Here is a 22,334-nt window from a genome sequence, read left to right as displayed (position 1 = left end):
AGCCTGATACGACTGCTGTCATGGCGCCGTTCTGATTTTGCACATGTTTTCAAAATATATATTCCCGTTCTTTCAATACCTGTGGCGCACCCTGCACATCGGTGCCGACATTGTGCGCGGCCTGACGTGGTCCGAAACGCGCGACCTGCTGCAGTTCGCGCGCCGCCGCGTGCGCGAGGAAAGCCTGCCGCAAGTGGCCGGCAGCCTGACGTTCGCCACCGTGTTCGCGCTGGTGCCCCTGCTCACCCTGGCCCTGGCGATCTTCACCACGTTCCCCCTGTTTAATACCTTCCGCCACGCGCTGGAAGATTATTTCGTGCAAAGCGTGATGCCCAAGGGGATATCGAACACCATCCTCGATTATCTGACCACGTTTGCATCGAAGGCCACGCGCCTGTCGGCCATCGGCGCGGGCGCCCTGATCGTCACGTCGATAGGCATGATGGGCTTGATCGAGCGCGTCTTCAACCGCATCTGGCGCGTGCGCCAGGAGCGCCGCTGGACCAAGCGTCTACTGGTTTACTGGGCCATCGTCACCCTGGGACCGCTGCTGGTGGGCGTGTCGCTGACGGTGACCTCGCGCCTCTTCATGGCCACCAGCGGCGTGGTGGGCGCCGTGCCTTTCATCGGCGCCGTGTTTTATACGCTGGTGTCGATCGGCCTGACCATGCTGGCGTTTACCCTGCTGTACATCGCCGTGCCGAACCGCGACGTGGACTGGCGCGACGCGGCCTGGGGCGGCTTGCTGGCCGCGCTGGCGTTCGAGGTGGCCAAGCGCGGTTTCGGCGAATTCATCCAGGAGTTCCCCACGTATTCGCGCATCTACGGCGCGCTGGCCGCCTTGCCGCTGTTCCTCGTGTGGATATACCTGAGCTGGATGATCACCCTGGTGGGCGCCTTGCTGGTGGCCGCCTTGCCCGTCGTAAAATATGAACGCTGGTGGTACGAAGCGGCACCGGGCAGCGAATTCGTCGACGCCGTCGCCATCCTGAAAGTGTTGCACCAGGCTTGCCACTGCGCCGATTCGGCCCTGGTGGGCGCGGCCGAGATCCGCCGCAGCACGCGCCTGGGCTTCGAAGAGATGGAAACCCTGCTCGACAAGATGGTGCAGCAGGGCTGGGTAGGCCGAGTCAACGTGGATGGCGCCGTGCGCGTGCAGTGGGGCAAGCGCGTGGCCGACAGTTCCGACCACTGGGTCTTGCTGGGCAACGTCAACCGTATCAGCCTGGCCGACGTCTACCGTTTATTCGTCTTCGGCGGCATGCGCGTGAACTCCGGTTACCCGGCCGGTTCCACGAATGAACGCGACATCAAGGCGGCCGAGGAAGCGGCCGCGCTGGCGGCGCAGGTGGAAAGCGCCGTGGAGCAGGGTCTGGGTTTGAGTCTGGCCCAGCATTTTGGGGTAGTGCGCTGCGCGTGACGGGCCCCGGCCGCGCGCTTCCTTGCCCGCCTATGCCCCGCACGATAGGGCGCGCATGTCATAAACTGGTCACCGAAGGCCGGTAAGCTTTCCTCTTCATTCATCTTGTTGAGGAAGCAAATATGCGTTGTCATTTGAGCGGTTTGAATGTGTGCCGCGGCTTGGCCATCGTGGTGATCAGCGGCGTGCTCGCTGCCTGCGGCGGCAGTTCCTCTGCCGCTCCTGAGGCTGCGCCCAAGGACGGGGAAGGCTTGCCGCACCAGCTTGCCGGCTGGGCAGCGCTGCCTGACACGGCGCGCTGGCCAGGGCCGGTTACGGGACAGTTCACAGCCGCAGTGCTGGGCGTCACCCCGCCGTTTGCCAGTGGCGTGCCGATTCCCGGCTTTTCCGCGCTGCTCAGGAATGACGACGGCAGCTGGACTGCCATGGCCGACAATGGCTATGGCGCCAAGGGCAATTCGGCCGATTTCGTGCTCGGCCTGTATAACGCCAGCATCAACTTCCGCACGGCCGCTGACGCCAGCAAGACGCCTGGCAGCATCAAGCTCAACAGCTTCCTGGCCTTCAACGACGCCAAGGGTTTCTTAAACGATGGCAAGGGCGTTGACCTGAAAATCACGGCCGACTACGTCAACTACCCCAGCAACACCACCGGCGGCCTGGTCTTTGCCGACAGCGGTATCGCCGTGGATGCGCGCATTCGCGCTGGCCGCTTGCTGACCGGTTTTGATTTCGACATCGAGTCGCTCGCGCGCGCTGCCGACGGTACTTACTTCGTGGGCGAGGAATTCGGCCCCTATATCCTGCACTTCGACAAAAACGGCACGCTGATGGGCGACCCGGTTCCCCATCCTTTCCTGCGCAGCCCGGCCAATCCGGAAGTGCTGGGCAAGGGCGCCAGCATCACCTTGTCAGGCAGCCGCGGCTTCGAAAGCCTGGCCTACAACGCCGACCGCAGCCTGCTCTACGCGGTGCCGGAAGCGGCGCCAAGCGACCCGTCGCTGCGGCCCGTCGCAGCCGATGAGCGCTACCTGAACATCTTCGAGTTCGACCCCGGCACCATGCGCTACACGGGCAAGAACCTCGTGTACCGCAAGGATGGCGCGGTCAAGGACAATGGCGTCGTGATCGGCGACATGACCAATGTCGGCGGCAGCAAGTTCGTGCTGATCGAACGCGACGGGTTCTGGGGCGCCAAGGCCGTGATCAAGCGCCTGTACCTGGTGGACTTGAAAGAAAAAGACGCTGACGGCGCGCTCAAGAAAACGCTGTTGGTGGACTTGCTGAACATCTCCGACCCCAAAGGCATAGGCGGGCAGGCGAGCAATATGCCCGCGGGTAAGTTCAGCATGCCTTTTGACTCGGTGGAGAGCGTCGAAGTACTTGATGCCCAGACGCTGGTCGTGGCAATCGACACGAACTACCCGGGTGAAGACGGCCGCAAGCCAGGCAAGCCGGACGACACCGAAGTCATTACCCTGCGTTTTGACAAGGCGATGTTCGATCGTTCCGCCAAATAAAGACGACAGGCCGGCAATCCCTCATAGCAGGACCGGCCGCAAGGCCGCCTGCAGCGCCACTGCCTTGAACGCTTCCGCATCCTGCGCCCGCACCACGCCCAGATAATACGTATCCTCACCGTCCTGCATGTTCACGAGGCGCAGCTGGTGCGGCGCCAGGTGGGCGGCGATGGCGGCCAGTCCCTCGGCCATGGCGTCGCCGTCTTGCTGGTCCGCCCAGCGGAAGTCCCGCAGCGCGGGCAGGCCGATATGTCGGCCGATGAGGGCGATCTGTTCGACCGATTTCCAGTCCAGGGTGGTGCCGTGGCCCAGCGTATCGGCGGCTGTCGACCACAGAAGGAAAAAGCACGCCGCTTCGGGCGAGTCGCCGTCGTACTCTTCTTCCGGGTCGTCCTCCGCCAGCGCTTCCAGGGTCATGTCCACGCAGCGCGCGGCCAGGTCCGCATCGCCTTGTAAGAGCAGGGCGGCCATGCTGCGCAATTGCCCGCGGTCGGCCTTGGCCAGGATTTGCGCGGGCGTGAAGCTGCGGCGCTTGGCGGGCTTTTTCTTGCCCAATCCCATGGCCTCGCTGAGCTGCGCTGTGATGTTGGCCTTGAAGTTTTCCACAGTGTCGAACTGCTCCAGCAGCTGGCCCGTGAAATCCATGCTCCAGGCCATGCCATCTTTCACCACATATAAAAAGTCGCTTTGCACGGCTACGCCGCGCAGATGGTGGGCCGGTGGGTACATCGGCGTGAAAGCCGGTTTTCCATCGAGCGTCAGCATGCAGGCGAGGCCTTGCGCATCGATGGCGAAGATCCGGTTCTTGCGCAGCTTCGGTGGCGACGAGGTGGTGGCGCAATCGATGGCTTCGTACTGGCACGGCGCCAGCAGCTCGCCCTGGTTATTCGCCAGGCCAAACAGGAAGCGCCCGTCGATGCGCTGGCTGACGATGGCGATCTTTTTCTTCGTGCCGAAATCCTGCACGGAGCTGTAGGCTGGCGGCACCACGACCTTGCCCATCTTGTCGACCACGCCATACACATTGCGTTTGTTGTCATCGTCAGCCTGGTCTGTTTGGCGCTCGATGTCGATCAAGCCATCTTCGCGCAGGCATATGTTATCCACCCTGTCGATGAGCAGCGCGCCGTCGGGCAGGCGCAGCAGGCGGCTGGCGCCGTCCGGATCGATTCTCTGCAGCAGGTGGGGGCCGATCACGTACAGGGCACCGGGGGCGGGCGGCAGCACCAGCGTGCCATTCAAGTCCATGACGCCGTGCGCGTCGGGCGCGTCCGCCGTGGCAAAGGTGATCCAGCCATCGTCCGCATAATAAACGCCCAGGTCCACATAGCGTTGCGACAGCGGCACGATCCAGCGGCCATACGGCGTGACCAGGCCGGTGACGTCCGGTTCGCCGGCGGTGCTCACTTCATAGCATAGCGCATCTTCTTCCCAGCCCACCACTTCCAGGCCTTGCAGGAACGGCAGTTCGTCCGCGCCCAGTTCCTCGACATCGGCCAGCTGCGCGCTGGCCGTGGCCGACCAGTAGCCGGTGGCCGGCGACGCGGCGCCGATGGTCAGCAACGGCGCCAGCGCGTCCCGGTCGCCGCGCAGCAGGGCAGAGTGCAAGGCTTGCGCCTCGGCGCGCAGGGCGTCGAGCCCGGTCGCGTAGTCCGGCGTGCCGATATCGTGCGCGATCAGCTGCACGCCATCGAGGATCAGCCACGGCTGGCCGCTGGCCAGCAGGGCGCTGATGGCGCCGCGCGCGACGATGGCGGCCGCGTCGCGCGGCCTGTCCATCAGGGCGGATAAGGCGTGCCAGCTGGCCTGCGCCTGCGCCATTGGTGCGGCCAGTACGCAGGGGCAGTCTTCGCCATCGCCGTAGATGGGCCAGGCGACAGCTTGCGTGCCGGCGCCGACGAGCAGCTTGAACAGCGTAGGTACGTCCAGCCGCCACTCGGCCAGGCCCGTGATTGCGTCGGTATCGAAGCCGGCCTGGCCGGGTAAAAAGGCGGTGCTGAACAGGGCTGCGGTATTGATCATGTCTCTTCGTTAAAAATGTTGGGGGATCAGGGCGACGGCGGCATGAGCCAGTGCGCCAGCGCGCCGCGCTCGTGGCCCAGCTGCTTGGCCGCGGCGGCTGCCTCGAAGGCCCACAGGCCGTAGTAGCCGCCCAGTCCCTGCGCGCGCAAATGGCCGTTGAACCAGTCCTCGTGGACCAGCGCACCGTGCCAGTTGGCCAGGTAGTGGCGCAAGTGCTCGAGCTGCTGCGCAGGGTCTTCTGCGTCCAGGCAGTCGTACAGGGCGGTATAAGGCTCGGCGAAATACCACTCGTCGATGGCGGGACGCTGGGGATCGACAGCGGACAGCAGCGCTTCGTACACGCCGTCTTCGCCATCGAAGGCCGTTTGCAGGGCGGCCAGGCGCATGGCCAGGTCGCGGCGGCCGAACAGCAGGGTCGCGCCCAGCAGCTGCAGGGTGCGCGCGTAATCGGTCAACTGTTCGAAGTCGAAGGCGGGCAAGGTATCGTCATCGTAGGCCGCAGCCAGGGCCGCGCGCGCCGTTTCGCAGGCGACGACGGCCGCTTCCAGCGCTGGCTCCACTTCCGGCAAGGGCAAGCCAGCCGTGTAGCGCAGCGAGAATACCTGGTAAGCCGTGCTGGCGGCCGCGCATGCCCAGTAGGCGGCGTCGCCGCCGTCGTTTTCCGCCTGCACCTGTGCGCGTGCGTAGGCGGCCAGCAAAGCGTCGAGGTAGGCGAGGTTACGGGCAAAATCGAACGGTGCGGGCGGCGTTTGGCGCGGCGTGCAAGGCCAGGGCGTGGACGAAACCGGGCAGGCGTCGGCGCAGTCGCGCTGGATGGCCCAGTCGGCGAAGACCTGTTGCAAATATTGCGCCGTCTCGTCGTCGTGCGCGATGGCGCCCGCTCCTACCAGGGTCGTGCCCAGCAAGGTATAGCCGGGAAAGCGGCTGCTTTCGTAGGCGATGGTGGTCACGCTCTGGATGGCCTTGCCGTCACTGAGGTCGCGCACGCGGAAGTACACATCGTCCCAGCCGGCCAGCGGTGGCGCTGGCGGTTCATTCGGCAAGGTGGTCCAGCGGCCGTCGGCCTGTTCTTCATAGGCGTCGAGCAGTTCATCGAGTCCACCGGGGCGGTCGATGCGGTTGTTGGCATCGTATTGCAGGCCCAGTTCGGCCGCGAATGCCGCCGCGTGGCGGCCCGCGAAGACCAGGTATTGCGCGTTCAGGGTGCCGACCAGGAGGTCCGTGTGCTGGCCCGCCACCACCAGCGCCTGCGGCAGCCGGTACCAGTGGTGGCCGGGGATGCCCGCCATGGGGCCGTTTTCGTCCGCTTGCGGGTTGGCGCAGCGCAGCTGTTCCAGCCAGTTGTAGCGTTCGTGCCGCGCCGCTTCCGTGCCGCTGCCGCGGCCAGTCAATTCATCGAACAGGGTATTCAACAACATGTGCATCTATCCTAAAAAAAGCGTTCATGCCGCTGCCGTTTGCGCAAACGCGAACAGCGTGTCGAGCACGGCGTCCGGCTGCTCGGCCATCAATTCGTGCCCACTGTCGACCTGCACCACGGTGCCATGCGCTATTGACGTGGTCAGCAACCGGGTCGACTTGGGCGGCGTCATCATGTCGCGCGCGCCGAAAATGAATAAAGTGGGGCAGTGTACCGAAGCGGCGGCGATTTCGCCGTTCGCATAGGCATTGCAGGCATAAAAATCCGTGTGAAACACGTGATCGGGGTTGAGGGCGGCGATGCGCTGTTTCAGGCGCCGCGCGCCGCCCATGGCATAGAAGCCGGGGCCGGGGAACGACGGCTTTTGCGCGATCGACGAGTGCGACCAGATATTGACCATGTCGATGGCCGCCTGTTCGTCGTTCAATGACGTTTCCAGCAACGCTGGCGAGACTTTCATCGGGTAGGTGGAGCCGAGCATGGCCAGGTGGCTGACCCGCTCCGGCGCCAGGTGCGCCGCTTCCAGCGCGATCAGTGAACCCATGCTGTGGCCGATCAGCATGGCCTTGGCCGCGCCGGCAGCGTCCAGCACGGCCAGTATCCAGCGCGCCAGCTCTTCAACGCTGCTTTTCGCCGCGCCCAGGCTGCGCCCGTGGCCTGGCAAGTCGACGGCCAGCACGTTCCAGCCATGGTGGGCAAAATAGCGCGTTTGCAGCGCCCACACGGAGTGGTCGTTCTGCGCGCCGTGGATGAAGACGGCCGTGGGCTGATGTGGGTTAAAAGCCTTGCCGCCCGTGTAGCAGTAGGCGACGGTATTGTCGATGGTGAACAGCATCTCAGGCGCCTTTCTGCGACAGTTTCAGGCCACGGGCCAGGTCTTCGATCAAATCGTCCGCGTCTTCCAGTCCCACGGACAAGCGCATGGTGCCCTGCGTGATGCCCGCCTGGGCCAGCTGGTCGTCGGGCACGCGGAAGTGCGTGGTGGAGGCGGGATGGATGACGAGCGACTTGGCGTCGCCCACATTGGCCAGGTGCGAGAAGATCTTCAGGCTGTCAACAAAGCGCTGGCCGGCCGCACGGTCGCCGCGCAGGCGGAACGTGAACACGCCGCCCGCGCCTTTCGGCAGCAGGGTTTTCGCCAGTTCGTAATCGGGGTGCGAGGGCAGCTCCGGATAGGACACGGATTCCACGGCCGGATTGGCCAGCAGGAAATCGATCACCTTGCGCGTGTTGGCCACGTGGCGGTCCATGCGCAGGCCCAGGGTTTCGATGCCCTGCAGGATGGCGAAGGCATTGTGCGGGCTCATGACGGCGCCGAAATCGCGCAAGCCTTCGCGCCGCGCGCGCAGGGCGAACGGTGCCACCGTCGATTCCTCGGCGAAGACCATGCCGTGGAAGCCTTCATACGGTTCGCACAGTTCGGCGAAACGGCCCGTCTTGTCGTACGCCGTTTGCCAGTCAAAGGTGCCGCCATCGACGAGCAAGCCGCCAATGGCCGTGCCGTGCCCGCACAGGAATTTGGTGGCCGAGTGGAACACCAGGTCGGCGCCATGTTCGAAAGGGCGCAGCAGATATGGCGTGGTAAACGTCGAATCGAGCATCAGTGGCAAGTGGTGTTCGTGCGCGAGGGCGGCAATCCGGGGGATGTCCAGCACGTCGAGACCTGGATTGCCCAGGGTTTCCGCGAACAGTATCTTGGTATTCGGGCGGATGGCGGCGCGCCAAGAGTCCACGTCGCGCGGGTCGACAAAGGTCGTCTCGATGCCGAAGCGTTTCAGTGTGTAGGCCAGCAGGTTGTGCGAGCCGCCGTACAGGGCGCGCGAGGCAACGATGTGCGAACCGGCGCCGGCGATGGTGGACAGGCCCAGGTGCATGGCGGCCTGGCCGCTGGCCGTGGCGATGCCGGCCACGCCGCCTTCAAGCGCGGCGATGCGCTCTTCCAGCACGGCGTTCGTGGGATTCGAGATGCGCGAGTAGACGTGGCCGGCCCGCTCCATATTGAATAGCGAAGCCGCATGCTCCGAACTCTTGAAGGCAAACGAGGACGTGAAATGGATGGGCGTGGCGCGTGCGCCCGTGGCCGGATCGGGCGCGGCGCCCGCATGCAGGGATAAAGTATCGAAACCGGGGTATTTCGGGCCGCTCATGGTGTCTCCGCCAAGTTTTTATAGTGGCAAGATCGTAACCTGATTTGCAGCGGAGCAAAAGGGCTCCTGTGCAGGGCGCATGGCGCCGTGCTGGCGGGCAGGGCGTGTAACCTGAAGTGTAAAAAAAGTGACCGGCGCGGTGCGGCGGTGGTAGGATACCGGATCAGTGATATTCGGGCTGTTTGACCTGTGCGCGTGCGCCGCGCCGCAGGGAAGGCGGCTACGTGCCAGCGAATTCCTGGGCTTCAGGCGAACTCTCATCGCAAGTCCACCAGGAAAGATTTTATGCCCGCAATATCGTTCGACGGCTCCCTTGCCGTTCCCGGACTCTCTATCGTCGACGGCCTGTGCCAGGCAGGCTGGCTCATGCAAGAGCATTTTATCTCCCCTGAACTGAGCCGCCAGCTGGCCGCCGAATGCGTGCAATCCATGCTCAGCGGCAAGATGAAGGGCGCCGGCGTGGGCAGCGGCCATGCGCCGCTGCTGCAACCCGATATCCGCGGCGACCATATCGAATGGCTGGAAATAGGCCGTTCCGAGGCGTGCGACCGCTACCTGGCACACATGGAAACGCTGCGCTGCATGCTCAACCGCGAGCTGTTCCTGGGGCTGGAAGAATACGAAAGCCATTTCGCGCTGTACGCGCCGGGCGCTTTTTACCGGGCCCATCTTGACCGTTTCCGCGACGACGACAAGCGCACCGTGTCCGTCGTGCTGTACCTGAACGACGACTGGCTGCCCGAGCACGGCGGCGCGCTGCGTCTGCATCCGCAAGGCGCGCCCGTGGTGGACATCCTGCCGCAAGCGGGCCGCATGGCCATGTTCGTGTCGGGCGAGATGCTGCACGAAGTGCTGCCGACGGCGCGCCAGCGCCTCTCCATCGCAGGGTGGTTCCGCCGCCGCGCGTGATGGAAGGTGGCGCGCAATCCCCCTCGATTTGATTGCGCGCAAGGCTGGATTTTTCCGCAGGCATAGGCTACAGTCGCAGTAAGGGCTAGAATAACTAAAATACCAATCACGCGGACAGGACGGCCAATATGAAAGTATCTGAAATTCTCCAAGTCAAGGGCAATATTCTCTACACGGTCACGCCTGACCAGCCCCTGCTTGACGCGGCCAATACCATGGCTGAAAAAGACATCGGTTCGCTGGTGGTCATGGAATTTGGCGACCTGGTCGGTATGCTGACCTTCCGCGAAGTGTTGAACGCGCTGCATGAAAATGCTGGCCAGATCGGCGGCGGCACCGTGCGCAAGCACATGGATGACCACCCGATCACCGTCACGCCCGACACGGAAGTCAACGAAGTGCGCCGCATCATGCTGGAAAAACATGCGCGCTACCTGCCCGTCATGAACGCCAAGACCCTGCTGGGCGTCATCTCCTTTTACGACGTGGCGCGCGCCGTGCTCGAAGCGCAAAGCTTTGAAAACCAGATGCTCAAAGCGTACATCCGCGACTGGCCGGCCGAAACGACGGACTGATATCAGCATGCTGTAAAAACGACGCCGGCAACTGCCGGCGTTTTGCATTGGCTATCCAGGGTGACGCCTACGCCGCTCCCTGCAGCGCCTCATTGTTCAGCCAGGTGCCCAGCGCCGTGGCCGTCATGGGGCGGGCGAACAGAAAGCCTTGCGCCATCGGGCAGCCCAGCGCCTGCAAGATTTGCGCTTGCCGCTCGTCTTCCACGCCTTCCGCGATCACGGCCAGGCCCAGGTTGCGGCCCAGCTGGATGACCATCTCGGCGATGCTGCTGCCGCGCGCGGAACCGGTGATTTCCGTCACAAACGCACGGTCGATTTTCAGGCGGTCAACCTGCAGGCGCTGCAAATAGGACAGCGACGAAAAGCCCGTGCCGAAGTCGTCGATGGCGATGCTCACGCCCGTCTGCTTGATCTGCCACAGCATCTTGATCAGCAGGTCCGGCTCTTCCATGGCCATCGATTCCGTGATTTCCAGCTCGATGAATTCGGGTGGCGCCTGCGTCTCTTCGAGTGCCGCGCGCAGCATTTCCAGGAACAGCGGGTGGCGGAACTGCACTTGCGACACGTTGACGGACATGACGAAGTTGCGGTGGCCCTGCTCGCGCAGCAGCACCAGTTCGCGGCAGGCCGTGCGCAGCACCCATTCGCCGAGGTCGATGATGATGCCCGAATACTCGGCGATCGGGATGAAACGGTCGGGCGAGATGAACTTGCCGTCCGGCGTCTGCCAGCGCAGCAGCGCTTCCGCGCCCACGGGGCGGCGCGTCGTCAGGTCGATCTGCGGCTGGTAGACGACAAACAGCTGGTCCTGGCTGAAAGCCGTGCGCAGCGCGTGCATCATGCGCACCCGTTCGCGGATTTCGATGCCCATGCTGCGCGAGAAATAGAAGTGGCCGGCGCGCTGCTGGCTTTTTGCCCGCTTCAGGGCGATATCGGCATCCTTGAGCGCATCGGCGCCCGTGCCCGTATGTTCACCGAGCCGCACGAGGCCCAGGGTGGCCGACAGCTGCACGTCTTGCCCATCGATGCAGAACGGCGGCTGGAACAGGGCCAGGATCTTGTTCGGGTTGACTTGCGACGAGTCGCCCAGCACGCAAAAGATGTCGCCGCCCAGGCGCGCCACCGTCAGCTGGGGGCCCAGCTGGGTTTGCAACCGGCCCGCCACGGCGATCAGCAGGGTGTCGCCGAACTGGTGCCCCAGCGCGTCGTTGGTCTCGGCAAAGTGGTCGAGGTCGACCAGCGACAAGGTGGCGTCGTCGCGCGCGGGGCCGGACAAGGTGGCGTCGAGGATTTCCACCAGGCGCGTGCGGTTGGGCAGCTTCGACAACTGGTCGTAGAAGGCGGCATTGTGCAGGTGCGACACCAGCTCGACGTTGTCCAGGCCCACGGCAACGTTGCTGCAGAAGACTTCCAGCAGGCTTTCATCGATGGCGGAAAGAGGGCGCGGCAGCACCAGGTAGGCGGCCGCATCGCGGCTGGCCTTGCCCGCGAAGTACAGGGTGGCGTAGTCGTGCGCATACACATTGCGCCGCTGCGCCAGCGTGTGCTCGATGGCGGCCATCACGCGAGGGTTTTGCAAGCCGCACAGGGCGCTGTGCGGCAGGCTGGAAAAGCTGCCCGTGCAGGCCGAGACGAGCAGCTCCTTGCTGCCATTGTCCTGCAAGTCCTGCACACATAGCACGCCGTCGGCGCGGATGCCCAGCAGGTCGGCGATCTGCGCCAGCACGCCGGCCGAGAAATTCTGCACGCCGTGCAGCGCCATCAGCTGCGTGCTGGCGTGGACGATACGGTCCAGGCCGCGCCGGCTGCTGTTGATCGAACGGATCTGCTCGTACGAGCGGATGGCCGCCGTCACCGTGGTAAACAGCTTGATGCGCGTCAGTTCGGACTTGGTCTTGTAGTCGTTGATGTCGAAATCGCGGATGGCGTCGATTTCCGGCGCATAGCCTGGCTGGCCCGTGCGCAGGATGATGCGCACGTCCGTCATTTTCAGGGTTTCGCGGATGTAGCGCACCAGGTGCAGGCCCGCGTCATCCTGTTCCATCACCACGTCGAGCAGGATGACGGCGATGTCGTCTTCATGCCTGAGCAGTTCGCGCGCCTGGCCGGCTGAATACGCATGCACGAATTCCAGCGGGCGGTGCTGCATTTCCAGGTTGCCGAGGGCGAAAGTGGTGGTGGAGTGGACGTCTTCATCGTCGTCGATGATCATCACCCGCCAGACGCTGCGCGGTGCGGCCGTCAGGGGCGCAGCCGGTTGCTCATCGAGGAATACCAGGTCGTCGTGATCGTCCTTGTTGGCGTCAAGGGGGATGATCGGTGCGGGCATGTATAGCTTCTCCAGGATGACTCGATGTTTATACGAGCGCGTCGCAAAAGCCCATGGCGTTGTTGCGTTGCCTTGCCGTACTTGCGTACTGTCTTCGGCAACGCGCCTAGCCCTGGGCATTTGTGACGTGCTCTCGGCGCAGTCCAAATCGGTTTGATAACCAGTATTGTGTGGTGCGCTTTGATCCAAGTATATAGCTATTTAATAAGCAAAATGTTTTTTTAAATCTATTCTGTGGAGCAATATTTCTTGTTTTGCATTATTGCAACTCATATTTGGTGTTTTTGTGTGAAAAAATACACGGGATTAAAAAATGGCGATTTGGGCGGGGGAATATCGGGCCTCGGTGTGGCATTAGCGGCATGGCATGCCCCGCAGGCTGGTAGAATTGAGTTTTCCAGTCCTCACACTTCCTACTATGTCCGGCAATTCTTTTGGCAAGCTGTTTACTGTTACCACTTTCGGCGAATCGCATGGTCCGGCCATCGGCTGCGTGATCGATGGCTGTCCGCCGGGATTGATCCTGTCGGAAGCCGATATCCAGCCCGAGCTGGACCGCCGCAAGCCGGGCACGTCGCGCCACGTGACGCAGCGCCAGGAATCCGATACGGTCGAGATCCTCTCCGGCGTGTACCAGGGCGTGACGACGGGTACGCCCATCGCGCTGCTGATCCGCAATGAAGACCAGCGCAGCAAGGATTACGGCAATATCGCGGAAAGCTTCCGCCCCGGCCACGCCGACTACACCTACTGGCACAAGTACGGCGTGCGCGATCCACGCGGCGGCGGGCGCTCGTCGGCGCGGCTGACGGCGCCCGTTGTGGGCGCGGCGGCGATTGCCAAGAAATGGCTGCTGCAGCAATACGGTACAACGTTCAAGGGTTGCATGAGCCAGCTGGGCGACATTCCCGTGCCATTCCAGTCGTGGGAACACGTGCATGCGAATCCGTTCTTTGCCGCCAGCGGCGACGCGGACCTGATCGCGCGCATGGAAGAAGCGATGGACCAGTTGCGCCGCGATGGCGATTCCATCGGCGCGCGCATCGACGTGATCGCGCAAAACGTGCCCGTCGGCCTGGGGCAGCCCATCTACGACAAGCTCGACGCCGACATCGCCTACGCCATGATGGGCATCAATGCGGTGAAAGGTGTGGAAATCGGCGCCGGTTTCGATTCGGTGGCACAGAAGGGTTCCGAGCACGGCGACGAACTGACGCCGGAAGGTTTTATCGGCAATAACGCGGGCGGCGTACTGGGCGGCATTTCGACGGGGCAAGATGTCAAAGTCTCGATCGCCATCAAGCCGACGTCGTCGATCCGCACGCCGCGCCGCTCGATCGATAAAGAAGGCAATCCCGTGATGGTGGAAACGTTCGGCCGCCACGACCCGTGCGTGGGCATCCGCGCCACGCCGATCGCCGAAGCCATGCTGGCGCTGGTGCTGATCGACCACGCCCTGATGCACCGCGCGCAATGCGGCGATGTGTCGGTTTCGACGCCGAAGTTGAAGTAAATTTTAGCTCGCGGCGTAAGAGCAGACGTAGGTCGGATTAGCGCTTGCGCGTAATCCGACAACATTGTTGTCTCTGCGGTGATGTCGGGTTACGCCCTTTGGGCTAACCCGACCTACGCGGCTGCCGTCGGGTTGTGAATTTCAAGCCACTTTATTTGCCACCAGCTCCAGCTGGTGCCGCATCTCCACCGACTGCACCAGCAAAGCCCGGATATCATTGATCAGGTTGAATTCCGTCTGGTTCAATTGGATCGGCGGGAAGCTGTCGTCCCAGTCGCCGTACAGAAAACCCGTGGGATGGCCGTTGGCCGACAGCGGCAGCACGACGAAGCTGCGCGCTTCCGACAACGTCGCTTTCCACCATTGCGGCAGTTTGGCGGCAAATTTCGGGTCGCGCGCATTGTCGATGAAGATCACGCGGTCGCTATTGAGGGCCGCGTGGAAGACGTTCGGTTCATACGCGTCGCCAAACACCATCAAATCCTGCAAGTCGGCCATGCCTTCGCCCATGCTGATGCGCGCCGAATACAGATGATCCCTGTGGTTGCGCACGAACGCCACCGAGCGCGAAAAATCGAAGCCCTGGTGCAGCGTTTCAAGCGCCATCGAGACCATCTGGCCCGGGCTGGCGCTGCCGATGGCGCTGCGCAGGTCGGCCAAGCCGCCGATCAATACGCGGTTGCCTTCGGCGCGCATGCGCGTCGACGCCAGCTGGCGCGCGCGCCGTTCGGCCGGTTTCGACAGGGGCGCGATCGACAGGTCGGCCGCCGCCATCGCCTTGGCCTTGTCCACGGCCACCACGAGGTCGGTCGCCGTGATGCCCAGGGTGCCCGCATAATCGTCGATCAGCGCATGCACTTGTGCCGCGCCGGCCGCATCGTCATGCCACAGCGAGTCGGCGCAGCGCGCCGCCATCGTCGACAGGCCTGCCATCCAGTCGGCGCCGCTGACGGGAGAGTTGTCCGGCGACGGATCCATCGGACGCATGCCGTTGATCAGGTGTTGCGGCAAGCCCCAGTGGGCGGCCGTGGCATAGCCCACTTCGGGCAGCGACAGCCCTAAAATTTCGCGCGCGGCGGCCGCCTCGTTGCCGGGACCCGCATGCGCCTGCATGCGCGCCCAGAAGTCCGTCATGTAGAACGTCACCATCATGCGGCCCAGGGTGTGCAGCATCGAGCAGACGACTGCCTGTTCCGCCTGCAGGCTGCCGGCGCTGGTGGCCACCTGTTGCGCCACCATCCCGGCCAGCACGGCCTTTTCCATTTCCACATGGGCGCTGACGGAATCGGGCGACGCCTGTGACAGCTCTTCGATCAGTTTCAGGCCCAGCGCCAGGTGGCCGATGGCGTCGATGCCCAGCACCAGCACGGCCTTCGAGACAGTGTTGACCCGCTGGCCGAAGGCCGAATACATGCCGCTGTTGGCCAGCCTGAGCACCTTGTGTGTGAGGACAGGGTCGGACAGCACCGTTTGCGTGATGTCGAATTCGTGGTCGTCCTCGCCGCGCATGGCGCCGAGGATGGCGCTGATGGCTTTCGCGAAGCCGGGCATGTCGCCCTGCTGGCGCGTGCGCGCCCACAGCAGGTCGAGGGTGTTTTTGCCCAGCTGTGTCGGTACCGTGAAATGACCTGGATTCATTGCACCCCTCCGCGCGGTTCATTGGCAGACGGCACAGGCACCAGCGCCGCATAGGTTTTGTCGCTCAAGGCCGCTAGCGCGGCATGGGCCGGCATCGGTTTGCCCGTCAGGTAGCCTTGCACGTACTGGCAGCCGCGCGACTCGATGAAATGCATCTGCTCCTCGGTTTCCACGCCTTCGGCCACCACGGACAAATTCAAATGCTTGGCCAGGTCGAGAATGGTGTTGCAGATGGCCGCATCCTTGCTCGATGCGGGCAAGTCCTTGATGAAGGTGCGGTCGATCTTCAGCACGGAAATGGGGAAGCGCTTCAGATACGCGAGCGAAGAATAGCCGGTGCCGAAATCATCGATGGCGATGCGCGCGCGGCGCTCCGTCATCTTGACGAGGATGGTTTCCGCATGCACGGGGTCGATCATCAAAGTGCCTTCCGTGATTTCCAGCACCAGGTGTTCGCCGGAGAGCCCCGAAAACGCGATGGCGTCATCGAGCACGTCGAGGAATTTGTCGTTGCGGAACTGGCGCGGGCTGATGTTGACGGAGATGTACAGCGGCCGCTTGGCCACTTCCTGGAACTGCTTGAGCTGCACGCAGGCCGCCTTCAATGCCCAGGCACCGAGCAGATTGATCAAGCCATTGGCTTCGGCAATCGGGATGAAGCGCACGGGCGGCACCAGGCCCAGGGTCGGATGCTTCCAGCGCATCAGGGTTTCGAAGCCCTGGATTTGCCGCGTGTGCGCATCGACGATGGGCTGGTAAAAGAGCAGGAATTCGCCTTCGCGCACGGCTTGGAACATGGCCGCTTCCAGCGAGATGTCGTGTTCCGACGGGCCGTTCAAACGCGGGCTGTAGACCAGGCAGCGGGCCTTGCCCGTTTCCTTGGCGCGCGACATGGCCGCGTCGGCCAGCGCCACCAGGCGCACTTCATCTTCCGCATGCAGCGGATAGATCGACACGCCCACGGAGGCGCCCACGTAGATCGTATGGCCGTCGACTTCGAATGGCGCCTGCAGGGTGGCCAGCAGGCGGCCCGTCACCAGCTTGATCTGTGCGTCCGTGGCGCTGCCTGGCAGCACGGCGACGAATTCATCGCCGCCCACGCGCGCCAGGGTGTCGCTGTCGCGCAGGGTCTTGCGCAGGCGCGCGGCGGCCAGGCGCAGCACGGCGTCGCCGACGGGGTGGCCCAGGCCATCGTTGACCTTTTTAAAGCCATCGAGGCCGATGGTGGCGACGGAAAAGCCCTGGCCCGAACGGGCGGCCTGGGCGATCACCATGCGGATGCGGTCCGACAGCAGCAAGCGGTTCGGCAAGCCGGTCAGCGCATCGTGCGTGGCCATATGGCGCAGCCGTTCTTCCGTATTGTGCTGGGCCGACGTGTCGCGCCCGACCACCAGCAATTCGGCCACGCCGGCCGCGTTCATATAAGAAGACAGGCGCAGCTCGAACCAGATTTCCTGCTCCGGCGTTTGCAGGCGCACTTCCAGGCGGCCCGGTTCTTCCAGCGCGTCTTCCAGCGCCGCCTGCAGCGCCGCGCGCGACGCTTCGGTGGCCAGCGGCAGCAGCAAGTGGCCGGTCAGGCCCGATGGTGCGCCAAACAGGGTGGCCGCGCGCTTGCTGGCGAACAGGATCAGGCCGTCCGTATCGAGCCGGAACACGACGTCGCCTGCCTCTTCCATGAGGTTGTCCAACTCGTGGCGGGCCTCGCGGTGGGCGGCGGATGGGGTACTGGAAAACATCGTGCTGGCTTTTACCTTTTTATTATCAGTGCCGGCGCCGGCTGCAGGGCAGCGCGCCAACGGAAAGAGTGCGTCGTGCGTGACGCGCGCCATAGGGGCCGAAAGAGCGGCTATCGGAACGCGATCCACACGAAATGTATCATTGAAAAGCACCCTATTACATGAAATAGAGCAACATTGCTTCAGGTTTTGTAAATATTCCTGCCTTCCATGAAAAAAATCATGCCGCGCGACACACACAGGCATTTTCATTCCCCATGGAAACATTTATCTGCGCTTGCTTCCACTGGCGCGCTTGCCCCGCCATGCGCTTTACGCTAGTCTGGCTGGCAGGCGGTGTTGACGGTGCGCCAGCGACGGCAAGGGCGCCATGATAACAAATCGCGGGAGACCCCCATGAATGCTTTTGACACGCATGAAGTTTTCAACCAGGCCACGCCGTTCGAAAACGTCAATCTGTTTGCCTGCGACCCGGCGCTGATCGAAGCTCTGCTGCGCGAGGGCGGCGGCGCGGCGCTGCAGGAGCTCGACGTGCTGGGCGAAAAGCTGGGCCGCGCCGAAACCTATGCGCTGGCGCGCCTGGCCAATATCCACACGCCCGAGTTGCAGCAGTTCGACCGGGCCGGGCGCCGCATCGATGAAGTGCTGTTCCATCCGGCCTGGCACGAACTGATGGCCATCCTCGTGGGCGCGGGCACGCATGCTTCGCCGTGGGCCGCGCCCGGTCCCGGCGCCCAGGTGGCGCGCGCGGCCGCCTATCTATTAGTGGGACAGGTGGAAAACGGCACGCAGTGTCCCGTGACGATGACGTATGCCTCGGTGCCGGCCTTGCGCCAGGCGGTGGACTTGCCGCAGATCGCGCAGCGCTGGCTGCCGAAAATCCTCTCGCGCGAGTACGATCCACGCTCCCTGCCCGTGGAGCGGAAGCGGGGCGCCCTGGTCGGCATGGGCATGACGGAAAAGCAGGGCGGCTCGGACGTGCGCAGCAATACCACGCGCGCCGTGCCCGTGCCGCCGGCCGAGGCGCAAGCCCAGTTCGGCGGCGAGGCTGATGGCGTCTGGCGCATCGTCGGCCACAAATGGTTTTTTTCGGCGCCCCAGTGCGACGCCCATCTGATCCTGGCGCAGGCGGACGGGGGCGGATTGTCGTGCTTCTTCCTGCCCCGCTACCTGCCCGACGGCAGCCGCAATGCCATCCGCGTGCAGCGTCTGAAAGATAAATTGGGCAACCGCTCGAATGCTTCGTCGGAAGTGGAATTTACGAATGCCTACGGCTGGCTCGTGGGGCAGCCGGGGCGGGGCATACCCACGATTCTGGAAATGGCCAGCCATACGCGCCTCGATTGCGTGCTGGGCAGCACCGGCATCATGCGCGCCGCCTTGACGCAGGCGCTGCACCATGCGCGCCAGCGGGCCGTGTTCGGCAAGCCGCTGGCCGAGCAGCCGCTGATGCAAAACGTGCTGGCCGATTTGGCGCTCGAATCGGAAGCGGCCACGGCCTTCGCGCTGCGCCTGGCCCGCTGTTTCGATGAAAAGGACGATCCGCGGCAAGCGATGCTGGCGCGCGTGCTCACGCCGGCCGGCAAATACTGGATCTGCAAGCGCGGTCCCGGCTTTGGCTTCGAGGCCATGGAGGTGCTGGGCGGCACTGGTTACGTGGAAGACGCGCCGCTGGCGCGCCTGTTCCGCGAACTGCCCGTCAACTCGATCTGGGAAGGCTCGGGCAATGTGATGTGCCTCGACGTCTTGCGCGCCTTCGGCAAGTCGCCGGCCGCGCGCGACGCCCTGGCGGCCGAGCTGGCGCTGGCCGGCGATGATGACGCCGCCTTTGTTGCCTACCGCGCGCGGCTGCTGGACGACCTGGACGGGCCGCAAACGGATGAGTTTAGCGCCAGGCAATTGTCCGAACGCATCGTGCTGGCCGTGCAGGCGGCCTTGCTGCAGCGCCATGCGCCGCCGTTTGTTGCGCAAGCATTCCTGCAATCGCGGCTGGTGCAGGCGCCGGGCGGGGCGTATGGGCGCTTGCCGGCAGGCACCGATTGCGCGGCCATCCTGGCGCGCGCGCTGCGCGAGTATTGATTTCAATAAAACCGATTATTTCAAAAATTCCGGCCACAGGCGGGCTGCGGGCTGGGATAATGCCGCAATCCATCATTTTATCGATACACGGCGCGCTTGCAGCCATGCTTGCCGCCGCGCCAGACAGTAGAGAAAGAAAAACAATATGAAACAAGACCCACGCTTCCCGAATTTGTTCATTACCGATCACCCTTTGATCCAGCACAAACTGAGCCACATGCGCGAGCACGACACGTCGACGCGCACCTTCCGCGAATTGCTCAAGGAAATCACTCTGCTGATGGGCTATGAAATCACGCGCGACCTGCCGCTGACTACGCGCGAAATCAAGACCCCGCTCGTCACCATCGACGCGCCTGTTATCGCCGGCAAGAAACTGGCCATCGTGCCCATCCTGCGCGCCGGCATCGGCATGAGCGATGGCTTGCTGAACCTGGTGCCATCGGCGCGCGTCGGCCACATCGGCGTGTACCGCGACCCGGCCACGCACATGCCCGTGGAATACCTGGTGCGCCTGCCTGACCTGAGCGAGCGCACCTTTATCCTGTGCGACCCGATGGTAGCGACCGGCAATTCGGCCGTGTACGCCGTCGACGTGCTGAAAAAACGCGGCGTGACCGACGAGCAGATCATCTTCCTGGCCCTGGTGGCCGCACCGGAAGGCGTGACCGTGTTCCAGAACGCGCATCCGAACGTCAAGATGTTCTGCGCCGCGCTCGATTCGCATCTGGATGACCACGCCTATATCGTGCCGGGCCTGGGCGACGCCGGCGACCGCATCTTCGGCACCAAGTAAGCAGCGTCAGGCGAGTATTGCGATGGCAACCTTGATCGACCCGGACTTTCGCGCGCGTTTGCGTGCCCTGAATGAAAAATATGCGGCTGGCGTGCCGGCCCTGTTGCAGGCGATCACGCAGGCAAGCAGCCGCTGCGACAGCGAAGGCCCCCGCTTGGAACCGTTGACGGAGCTGCACCGCGCGCTGCATGCGGTGGCCGGCTCGGCCGCCACCTTCGGCTTTGCCGCGCTGGGCCAGGAATGCCGGCGCATCGAACAGCTGGTGCGCGCCATGCTCAATGCCCCTGCGCAAGCAGTGGCGGAATGGCCTGGTGTGCGGGCGCAAGTGACGGCGCTGCTGGACTGGGCGGGACGCGATGCGGCGGCCACCCATTTCATTGCGTGAGCGACAGCACTATAGAGATGTGGTTGCAATGATTCATTTGATACAACGCAAAGCACCCGCGTCGAAGATTAGGATATAGTGTCTCCATGCCGCTGGTACAGGGCGCCGCAAGACGGGGATTTGGCTATTAAAGTAGTGTTCGTAAGTTTATTTTGCGAAAGAATGGTTTTTCTCAGTTTTGTTGGTATAATTGGGCATCGTTGGATTCGAGGTAGTAGTGCAGTTTGTCTGTCATTTCTTTCTTGCTTCAAACGATATAACGGGCGCAAGCCCAACTTAACTGAAATAGGAAATTGTAATGGCAACTGGCATCGTAAAATGGTTCAATGATTCGAAGGGTTTCGGCTTTATTACCCCTGACGAAGGCGGCGAAGATCTGTTCGCTCACTTCTCGGCTATCCAGTCGAACGGCTTCAAGTCCCTGCAAGAGAACCAACGCGTTTCTTTTGAAGTGACCGCTGGCCCTAAAGGCAAGCAAGCTTCGAACATTCAGCCAATCTAATACGCTGGATCAAACGAAATAAAGAAATCCTCGGTCTCCGAGGATTTTTTTTCGCCTAAATTTCTGTGAAGTAGCGGTTTTGCGAGTGTTTTATGGGTTACGCGGCTCTTTTCGGCGTGCTTTGCGTCATCAGGTAGGTCGGCTTAGCGCTTGCGCGTAAGCCGACAAGAGTGGCGTTGGCAAGATGTGTGGGCTGGTGTCGGCTTACGCTGCGCTAAGCCGACCTACGCTTGCCAATGCTGATCCGGGAGTTGTTGTTTCCTCATGCGTCACGACGCCGGACAAAACCGTCGCGAGCGGAAGGAAGAGGTGGCCGAGAAGCGCAACCGTACTCTAGTACGGTGAGCATCACAGGCCGCCTATGCCGACGCGCAGCAGGTTTGGTCCCGCGTCTTCAAATAGCCCGTTCGCGCCAGTAGTCGGGTTGCGAATAACTGTGCCTTAAAAAATCCACGAACGCCCGTATGCGCAGCGGCAAGTGGCGGCGCTGGGCGAACACGGCGTAAATGTCATTGCCCGGGGCGGCGAACTGGTCCAGCACCGTCACCAGCTGGCCCGAGGCGATCTCGGCGCCCACTTCCCACATCGAGCGCCACGCCAGGCCTTTGCCTGCCAGTGCCCAGTCGTGCAGCACTTCGCCATCGTTGCAGACCATATTGCCCGCCACCTTTAAAATGATGTTCTTGCCATTTTCGCGGAAGGTCCAGCCCCGCTGGCTGCCTTCGCTGCTGATCGCCAGGCAATTGTGTTTCGCCAGGTCGGCCGGGATACGGGGCGTGCCCGCCCGTTTCAAATAGGCGGGCGAGCCGACGAGCACGCGCTGGTTGTCGGCCAGCTTGGTGCTCACGAGCGAGGAATCGGACAGGCTGGCGATGCGGATGGCCACGTCGATGCCTTCGCCGATCAGGTCGACGAGGCGGTCGTTCAGGTTCAGCGACACTGTCACATCGCGGTGCTCGGCGACAAAAGAGGGGATCAAGGGCGCCACGTGCTGGCGTCCGAAGCCGGCTGGCGCGGAAATGAGCAGATGGCCGCTGGCCTTCACGCTGCGTTCGGCCACGGCCGCTTCCGCCTCTTCCAGTTCACCGAGGATGCGCTGGCAATCTTCGAGGAAGGCGGCGCCTTCATTCGTCAATGCCAGCTTGCGCGTCGTGCGCTGCAGCAATTTGACGCCCAGGCGCTGCTCCAGCGCATCGAGGCGCCGGCCTATCATGGCTGGCGCGATGCCTTCCGCGCGCGCGGCGGCCGACAGGCTGCCCTTGGCCACCACTTCCACAAACGTCGATATCTGTCTGAACTGCCCCATGCCGTGCTCCCGCGATGCCATCACTTGTGATAAAAAC

17 protein-coding genes are annotated in these 22,334 nt (G+C 63.2%); 9 read left to right on the top strand and 8 right to left on the bottom strand.

Features of this window, described 5'->3' with window-relative positions; all coding sequences use genetic code 11:
* The first annotated feature begins 43 nt into the window (after nucleotides 1-43).
* Together KO538_RS15730 and KO538_RS15725 are read left to right on the top strand one after the other, a co-directional pair.
* Nucleotides 44-1,420: a YihY family inner membrane protein gene (locus KO538_RS15730; protein WP_219328881.1), complete on the top strand. Its 1,377-nt coding sequence runs from the start codon at nucleotides 44-46 to the stop codon at nucleotides 1,418-1,420.
* Between the two features lie 122 nt (nucleotides 1,421-1,542).
* Nucleotides 1,543-2,940: an esterase-like activity of phytase family protein gene (locus KO538_RS15725; protein WP_219328880.1), complete on the top strand. Its 1,398-nt coding sequence runs from the start codon at nucleotides 1,543-1,545 to the stop codon at nucleotides 2,938-2,940.
* 21 nt (nucleotides 2,941-2,961) lie between these two features.
* On the opposite strand, the gene KO538_RS15720 is transcribed toward KO538_RS15725, so the two are convergent.
* Genes KO538_RS15720 through KO538_RS15705 form a run of 4 tightly spaced genes read right to left on the bottom strand, consistent with a single transcriptional unit; the run spans nucleotide 2,962 to nucleotide 8,529 of the window.
* The gene (locus KO538_RS15720; protein WP_219328879.1) at nucleotides 2,962-4,962 is read right to left on the bottom strand and encodes a WG repeat-containing protein; all 2,001 of its coding nucleotides are present in this window, start codon (nucleotides 4,960-4,962) and stop codon (nucleotides 2,962-2,964) included.
* A 26-nt stretch (nucleotides 4,963-4,988) separates the two neighbouring features.
* Complete coding sequence (locus KO538_RS15715; protein WP_219328878.1) at nucleotides 4,989-6,380, bottom strand: PoNe immunity protein domain-containing protein; 1,392 nt, start codon at nucleotides 6,378-6,380, stop codon at nucleotides 4,989-4,991.
* Nucleotides 6,381-6,404: 24 nt separating this feature from the next.
* Nucleotides 6,405-7,217, bottom strand: a complete 813-nt coding sequence (locus KO538_RS15710; protein ID WP_219328877.1) for an alpha/beta fold hydrolase — start codon at nucleotides 7,215-7,217, stop codon at nucleotides 6,405-6,407.
* A 1-nt stretch (nucleotide 7,218) separates the two neighbouring features.
* Nucleotides 7,219-8,529, bottom strand: a complete 1,311-nt coding sequence (locus tag KO538_RS15705) for an O-acetylhomoserine aminocarboxypropyltransferase (protein ID WP_219328876.1) — start codon at nucleotides 8,527-8,529, stop codon at nucleotides 7,219-7,221.
* A gap of 285 nt (nucleotides 8,530-8,814) precedes the next feature.
* Between KO538_RS15705 and KO538_RS15700 the strand changes: the two genes are divergently transcribed.
* Both KO538_RS15700 and KO538_RS15695 read left to right on the top strand, forming a co-directional pair.
* A complete protein-coding gene (locus tag KO538_RS15700; RefSeq protein WP_219328875.1) occupies nucleotides 8,815-9,438 on the top strand; it encodes a 2OG-Fe(II) oxygenase in 624 nt (207 codons plus the stop codon).
* A gap of 128 nt (nucleotides 9,439-9,566) precedes the next feature.
* Nucleotides 9,567-10,013: a CBS domain-containing protein gene (locus KO538_RS15695; RefSeq protein WP_010398828.1), complete on the top strand. Its 447-nt coding sequence runs from the start codon at nucleotides 9,567-9,569 to the stop codon at nucleotides 10,011-10,013.
* Nucleotides 10,014-10,080: 67 nt separating this feature from the next.
* Here the strand turns inward: KO538_RS15695 and KO538_RS15690 are convergent, their stop codons facing one another.
* The gene (locus KO538_RS15690) at nucleotides 10,081-12,342 is read right to left on the bottom strand and encodes a bifunctional diguanylate cyclase/phosphodiesterase (RefSeq protein WP_219328874.1); all 2,262 of its coding nucleotides are present in this window, start codon (nucleotides 12,340-12,342) and stop codon (nucleotides 10,081-10,083) included.
* 418 nt (nucleotides 12,343-12,760) lie between these two features.
* Between KO538_RS15690 and aroC the strand changes: the two genes are divergently transcribed.
* Nucleotides 12,761-13,855, top strand: coding sequence for a chorismate synthase (gene aroC, locus KO538_RS15685; RefSeq protein ID WP_070302728.1), 1,095 nt, complete (start codon nucleotides 12,761-12,763; stop codon nucleotides 13,853-13,855).
* Between the two features lie 141 nt (nucleotides 13,856-13,996).
* Here aroC and KO538_RS15680 read toward each other — a convergent pair whose 3' ends face one another.
* Together KO538_RS15680 and KO538_RS15675 are read right to left on the bottom strand one after the other, a co-directional pair.
* A complete protein-coding gene (locus KO538_RS15680) occupies nucleotides 13,997-15,493 on the bottom strand; it encodes an HDOD domain-containing protein (protein ID WP_070302727.1) in 1,497 nt (498 codons plus the stop codon).
* Nucleotides 15,490-17,229, bottom strand: a complete 1,740-nt coding sequence (locus tag KO538_RS15675; RefSeq protein WP_219328873.1) for a bifunctional diguanylate cyclase/phosphodiesterase — start codon at nucleotides 17,227-17,229, stop codon at nucleotides 15,490-15,492. The genes KO538_RS15680 and KO538_RS15675 overlap by 4 nt, the downstream gene beginning before the upstream one ends.
* A gap of 396 nt (nucleotides 17,230-17,625) precedes the next feature.
* Between KO538_RS15675 and KO538_RS15670 the strand changes: the two genes are divergently transcribed.
* From KO538_RS15670 to KO538_RS15655, 4 genes are all read left to right on the top strand, one after another.
* Nucleotides 17,626-19,308 (top strand): isovaleryl-CoA dehydrogenase, encoded by a 1,683-nt coding sequence (locus KO538_RS15670; RefSeq protein ID WP_219328872.1) that lies wholly within the window; start codon nucleotides 17,626-17,628, stop codon nucleotides 19,306-19,308.
* A gap of 145 nt (nucleotides 19,309-19,453) precedes the next feature.
* Entirely contained in the window at nucleotides 19,454-20,104 is a 651-nt protein-coding gene (upp, locus tag KO538_RS15665; protein ID WP_034755568.1) for a uracil phosphoribosyltransferase, read from the top strand.
* Between the two features lie 22 nt (nucleotides 20,105-20,126).
* Nucleotides 20,127-20,489: an Hpt domain-containing protein gene (locus tag KO538_RS15660; protein ID WP_034755570.1), complete on the top strand. Its 363-nt coding sequence runs from the start codon at nucleotides 20,127-20,129 to the stop codon at nucleotides 20,487-20,489.
* A 298-nt stretch (nucleotides 20,490-20,787) separates the two neighbouring features.
* On the top strand, nucleotides 20,788-20,991 hold the full coding sequence (locus tag KO538_RS15655; protein ID WP_010398811.1) for a cold-shock protein: 204 nt from the start codon (nucleotides 20,788-20,790) through the stop codon (nucleotides 20,989-20,991).
* Between the two features lie 394 nt (nucleotides 20,992-21,385).
* Here KO538_RS15655 and KO538_RS15650 read toward each other — a convergent pair whose 3' ends face one another.
* Nucleotides 21,386-22,297 (bottom strand): LysR family transcriptional regulator, encoded by a 912-nt coding sequence (locus tag KO538_RS15650; protein WP_034755572.1) that lies wholly within the window; start codon nucleotides 22,295-22,297, stop codon nucleotides 21,386-21,388.
* Between the last annotated feature and the right edge of the window lie 37 nt (nucleotides 22,298-22,334).

It is taken from the genome of Janthinobacterium sp. NKUCC08_JDC, assembly GCF_019345575.1.
Taxonomy (GTDB): Bacteria; Pseudomonadota; Gammaproteobacteria; order Burkholderiales; family Burkholderiaceae_D; genus Janthinobacterium; species Janthinobacterium aestuarii.
This window is presented reverse-complemented; position numbering and strand designations above follow the sequence as displayed.

Coding starts and splice junctions, on each gene's coding strand:
- KO538_RS15730 (WP_219328881.1), top strand. CDS start 44: ATGTTTTCAAAATATATATTCCCGTTCTTTCAATACCTGTGGCGCACC.
- KO538_RS15695 (WP_010398828.1), top strand. CDS start 9,567: ATGAAAGTATCTGAAATTCTCCAAGTCAAGGGCAATATTCTCTACACG.
- KO538_RS15655 (WP_010398811.1), top strand. CDS start 20,788: ATGGCAACTGGCATCGTAAAATGGTTCAATGATTCGAAGGGTTTCGGC.
- KO538_RS15705 (WP_219328876.1), bottom strand. CDS start 8,529: ATGAGCGGCCCGAAATACCCCGGTTTCGATACTTTATCCCTGCATGCG.
- KO538_RS15650 (WP_034755572.1), bottom strand. CDS start 22,297: ATGGGGCAGTTCAGACAGATATCGACGTTTGTGGAAGTGGTGGCCAAG.
- upp (WP_034755568.1), top strand. CDS start 19,454: ATGAAACAAGACCCACGCTTCCCGAATTTGTTCATTACCGATCACCCT.
- KO538_RS15670 (WP_219328872.1), top strand. CDS start 17,626: ATGAATGCTTTTGACACGCATGAAGTTTTCAACCAGGCCACGCCGTTC.
- KO538_RS15700 (WP_219328875.1), top strand. CDS start 8,815: ATGCCCGCAATATCGTTCGACGGCTCCCTTGCCGTTCCCGGACTCTCT.
- KO538_RS15680 (WP_070302727.1), bottom strand. CDS start 15,493: ATGAATCCAGGTCATTTCACGGTACCGACACAGCTGGGCAAAAACACC.
- KO538_RS15710 (WP_219328877.1), bottom strand. CDS start 7,217: ATGCTGTTCACCATCGACAATACCGTCGCCTACTGCTACACGGGCGGC.
- KO538_RS15690 (WP_219328874.1), bottom strand. CDS start 12,342: ATGCCCGCACCGATCATCCCCCTTGACGCCAACAAGGACGATCACGAC.
- KO538_RS15720 (WP_219328879.1), bottom strand. CDS start 4,962: ATGATCAATACCGCAGCCCTGTTCAGCACCGCCTTTTTACCCGGCCAG.
- KO538_RS15715 (WP_219328878.1), bottom strand. CDS start 6,380: ATGTTGTTGAATACCCTGTTCGATGAATTGACTGGCCGCGGCAGCGGC.
- KO538_RS15675 (WP_219328873.1), bottom strand. CDS start 17,229: ATGTTTTCCAGTACCCCATCCGCCGCCCACCGCGAGGCCCGCCACGAG.
- KO538_RS15660 (WP_034755570.1), top strand. CDS start 20,127: ATGGCAACCTTGATCGACCCGGACTTTCGCGCGCGTTTGCGTGCCCTG.
- aroC (WP_070302728.1), top strand. CDS start 12,761: ATGTCCGGCAATTCTTTTGGCAAGCTGTTTACTGTTACCACTTTCGGC.
- KO538_RS15725 (WP_219328880.1), top strand. CDS start 1,543: ATGCGTTGTCATTTGAGCGGTTTGAATGTGTGCCGCGGCTTGGCCATC.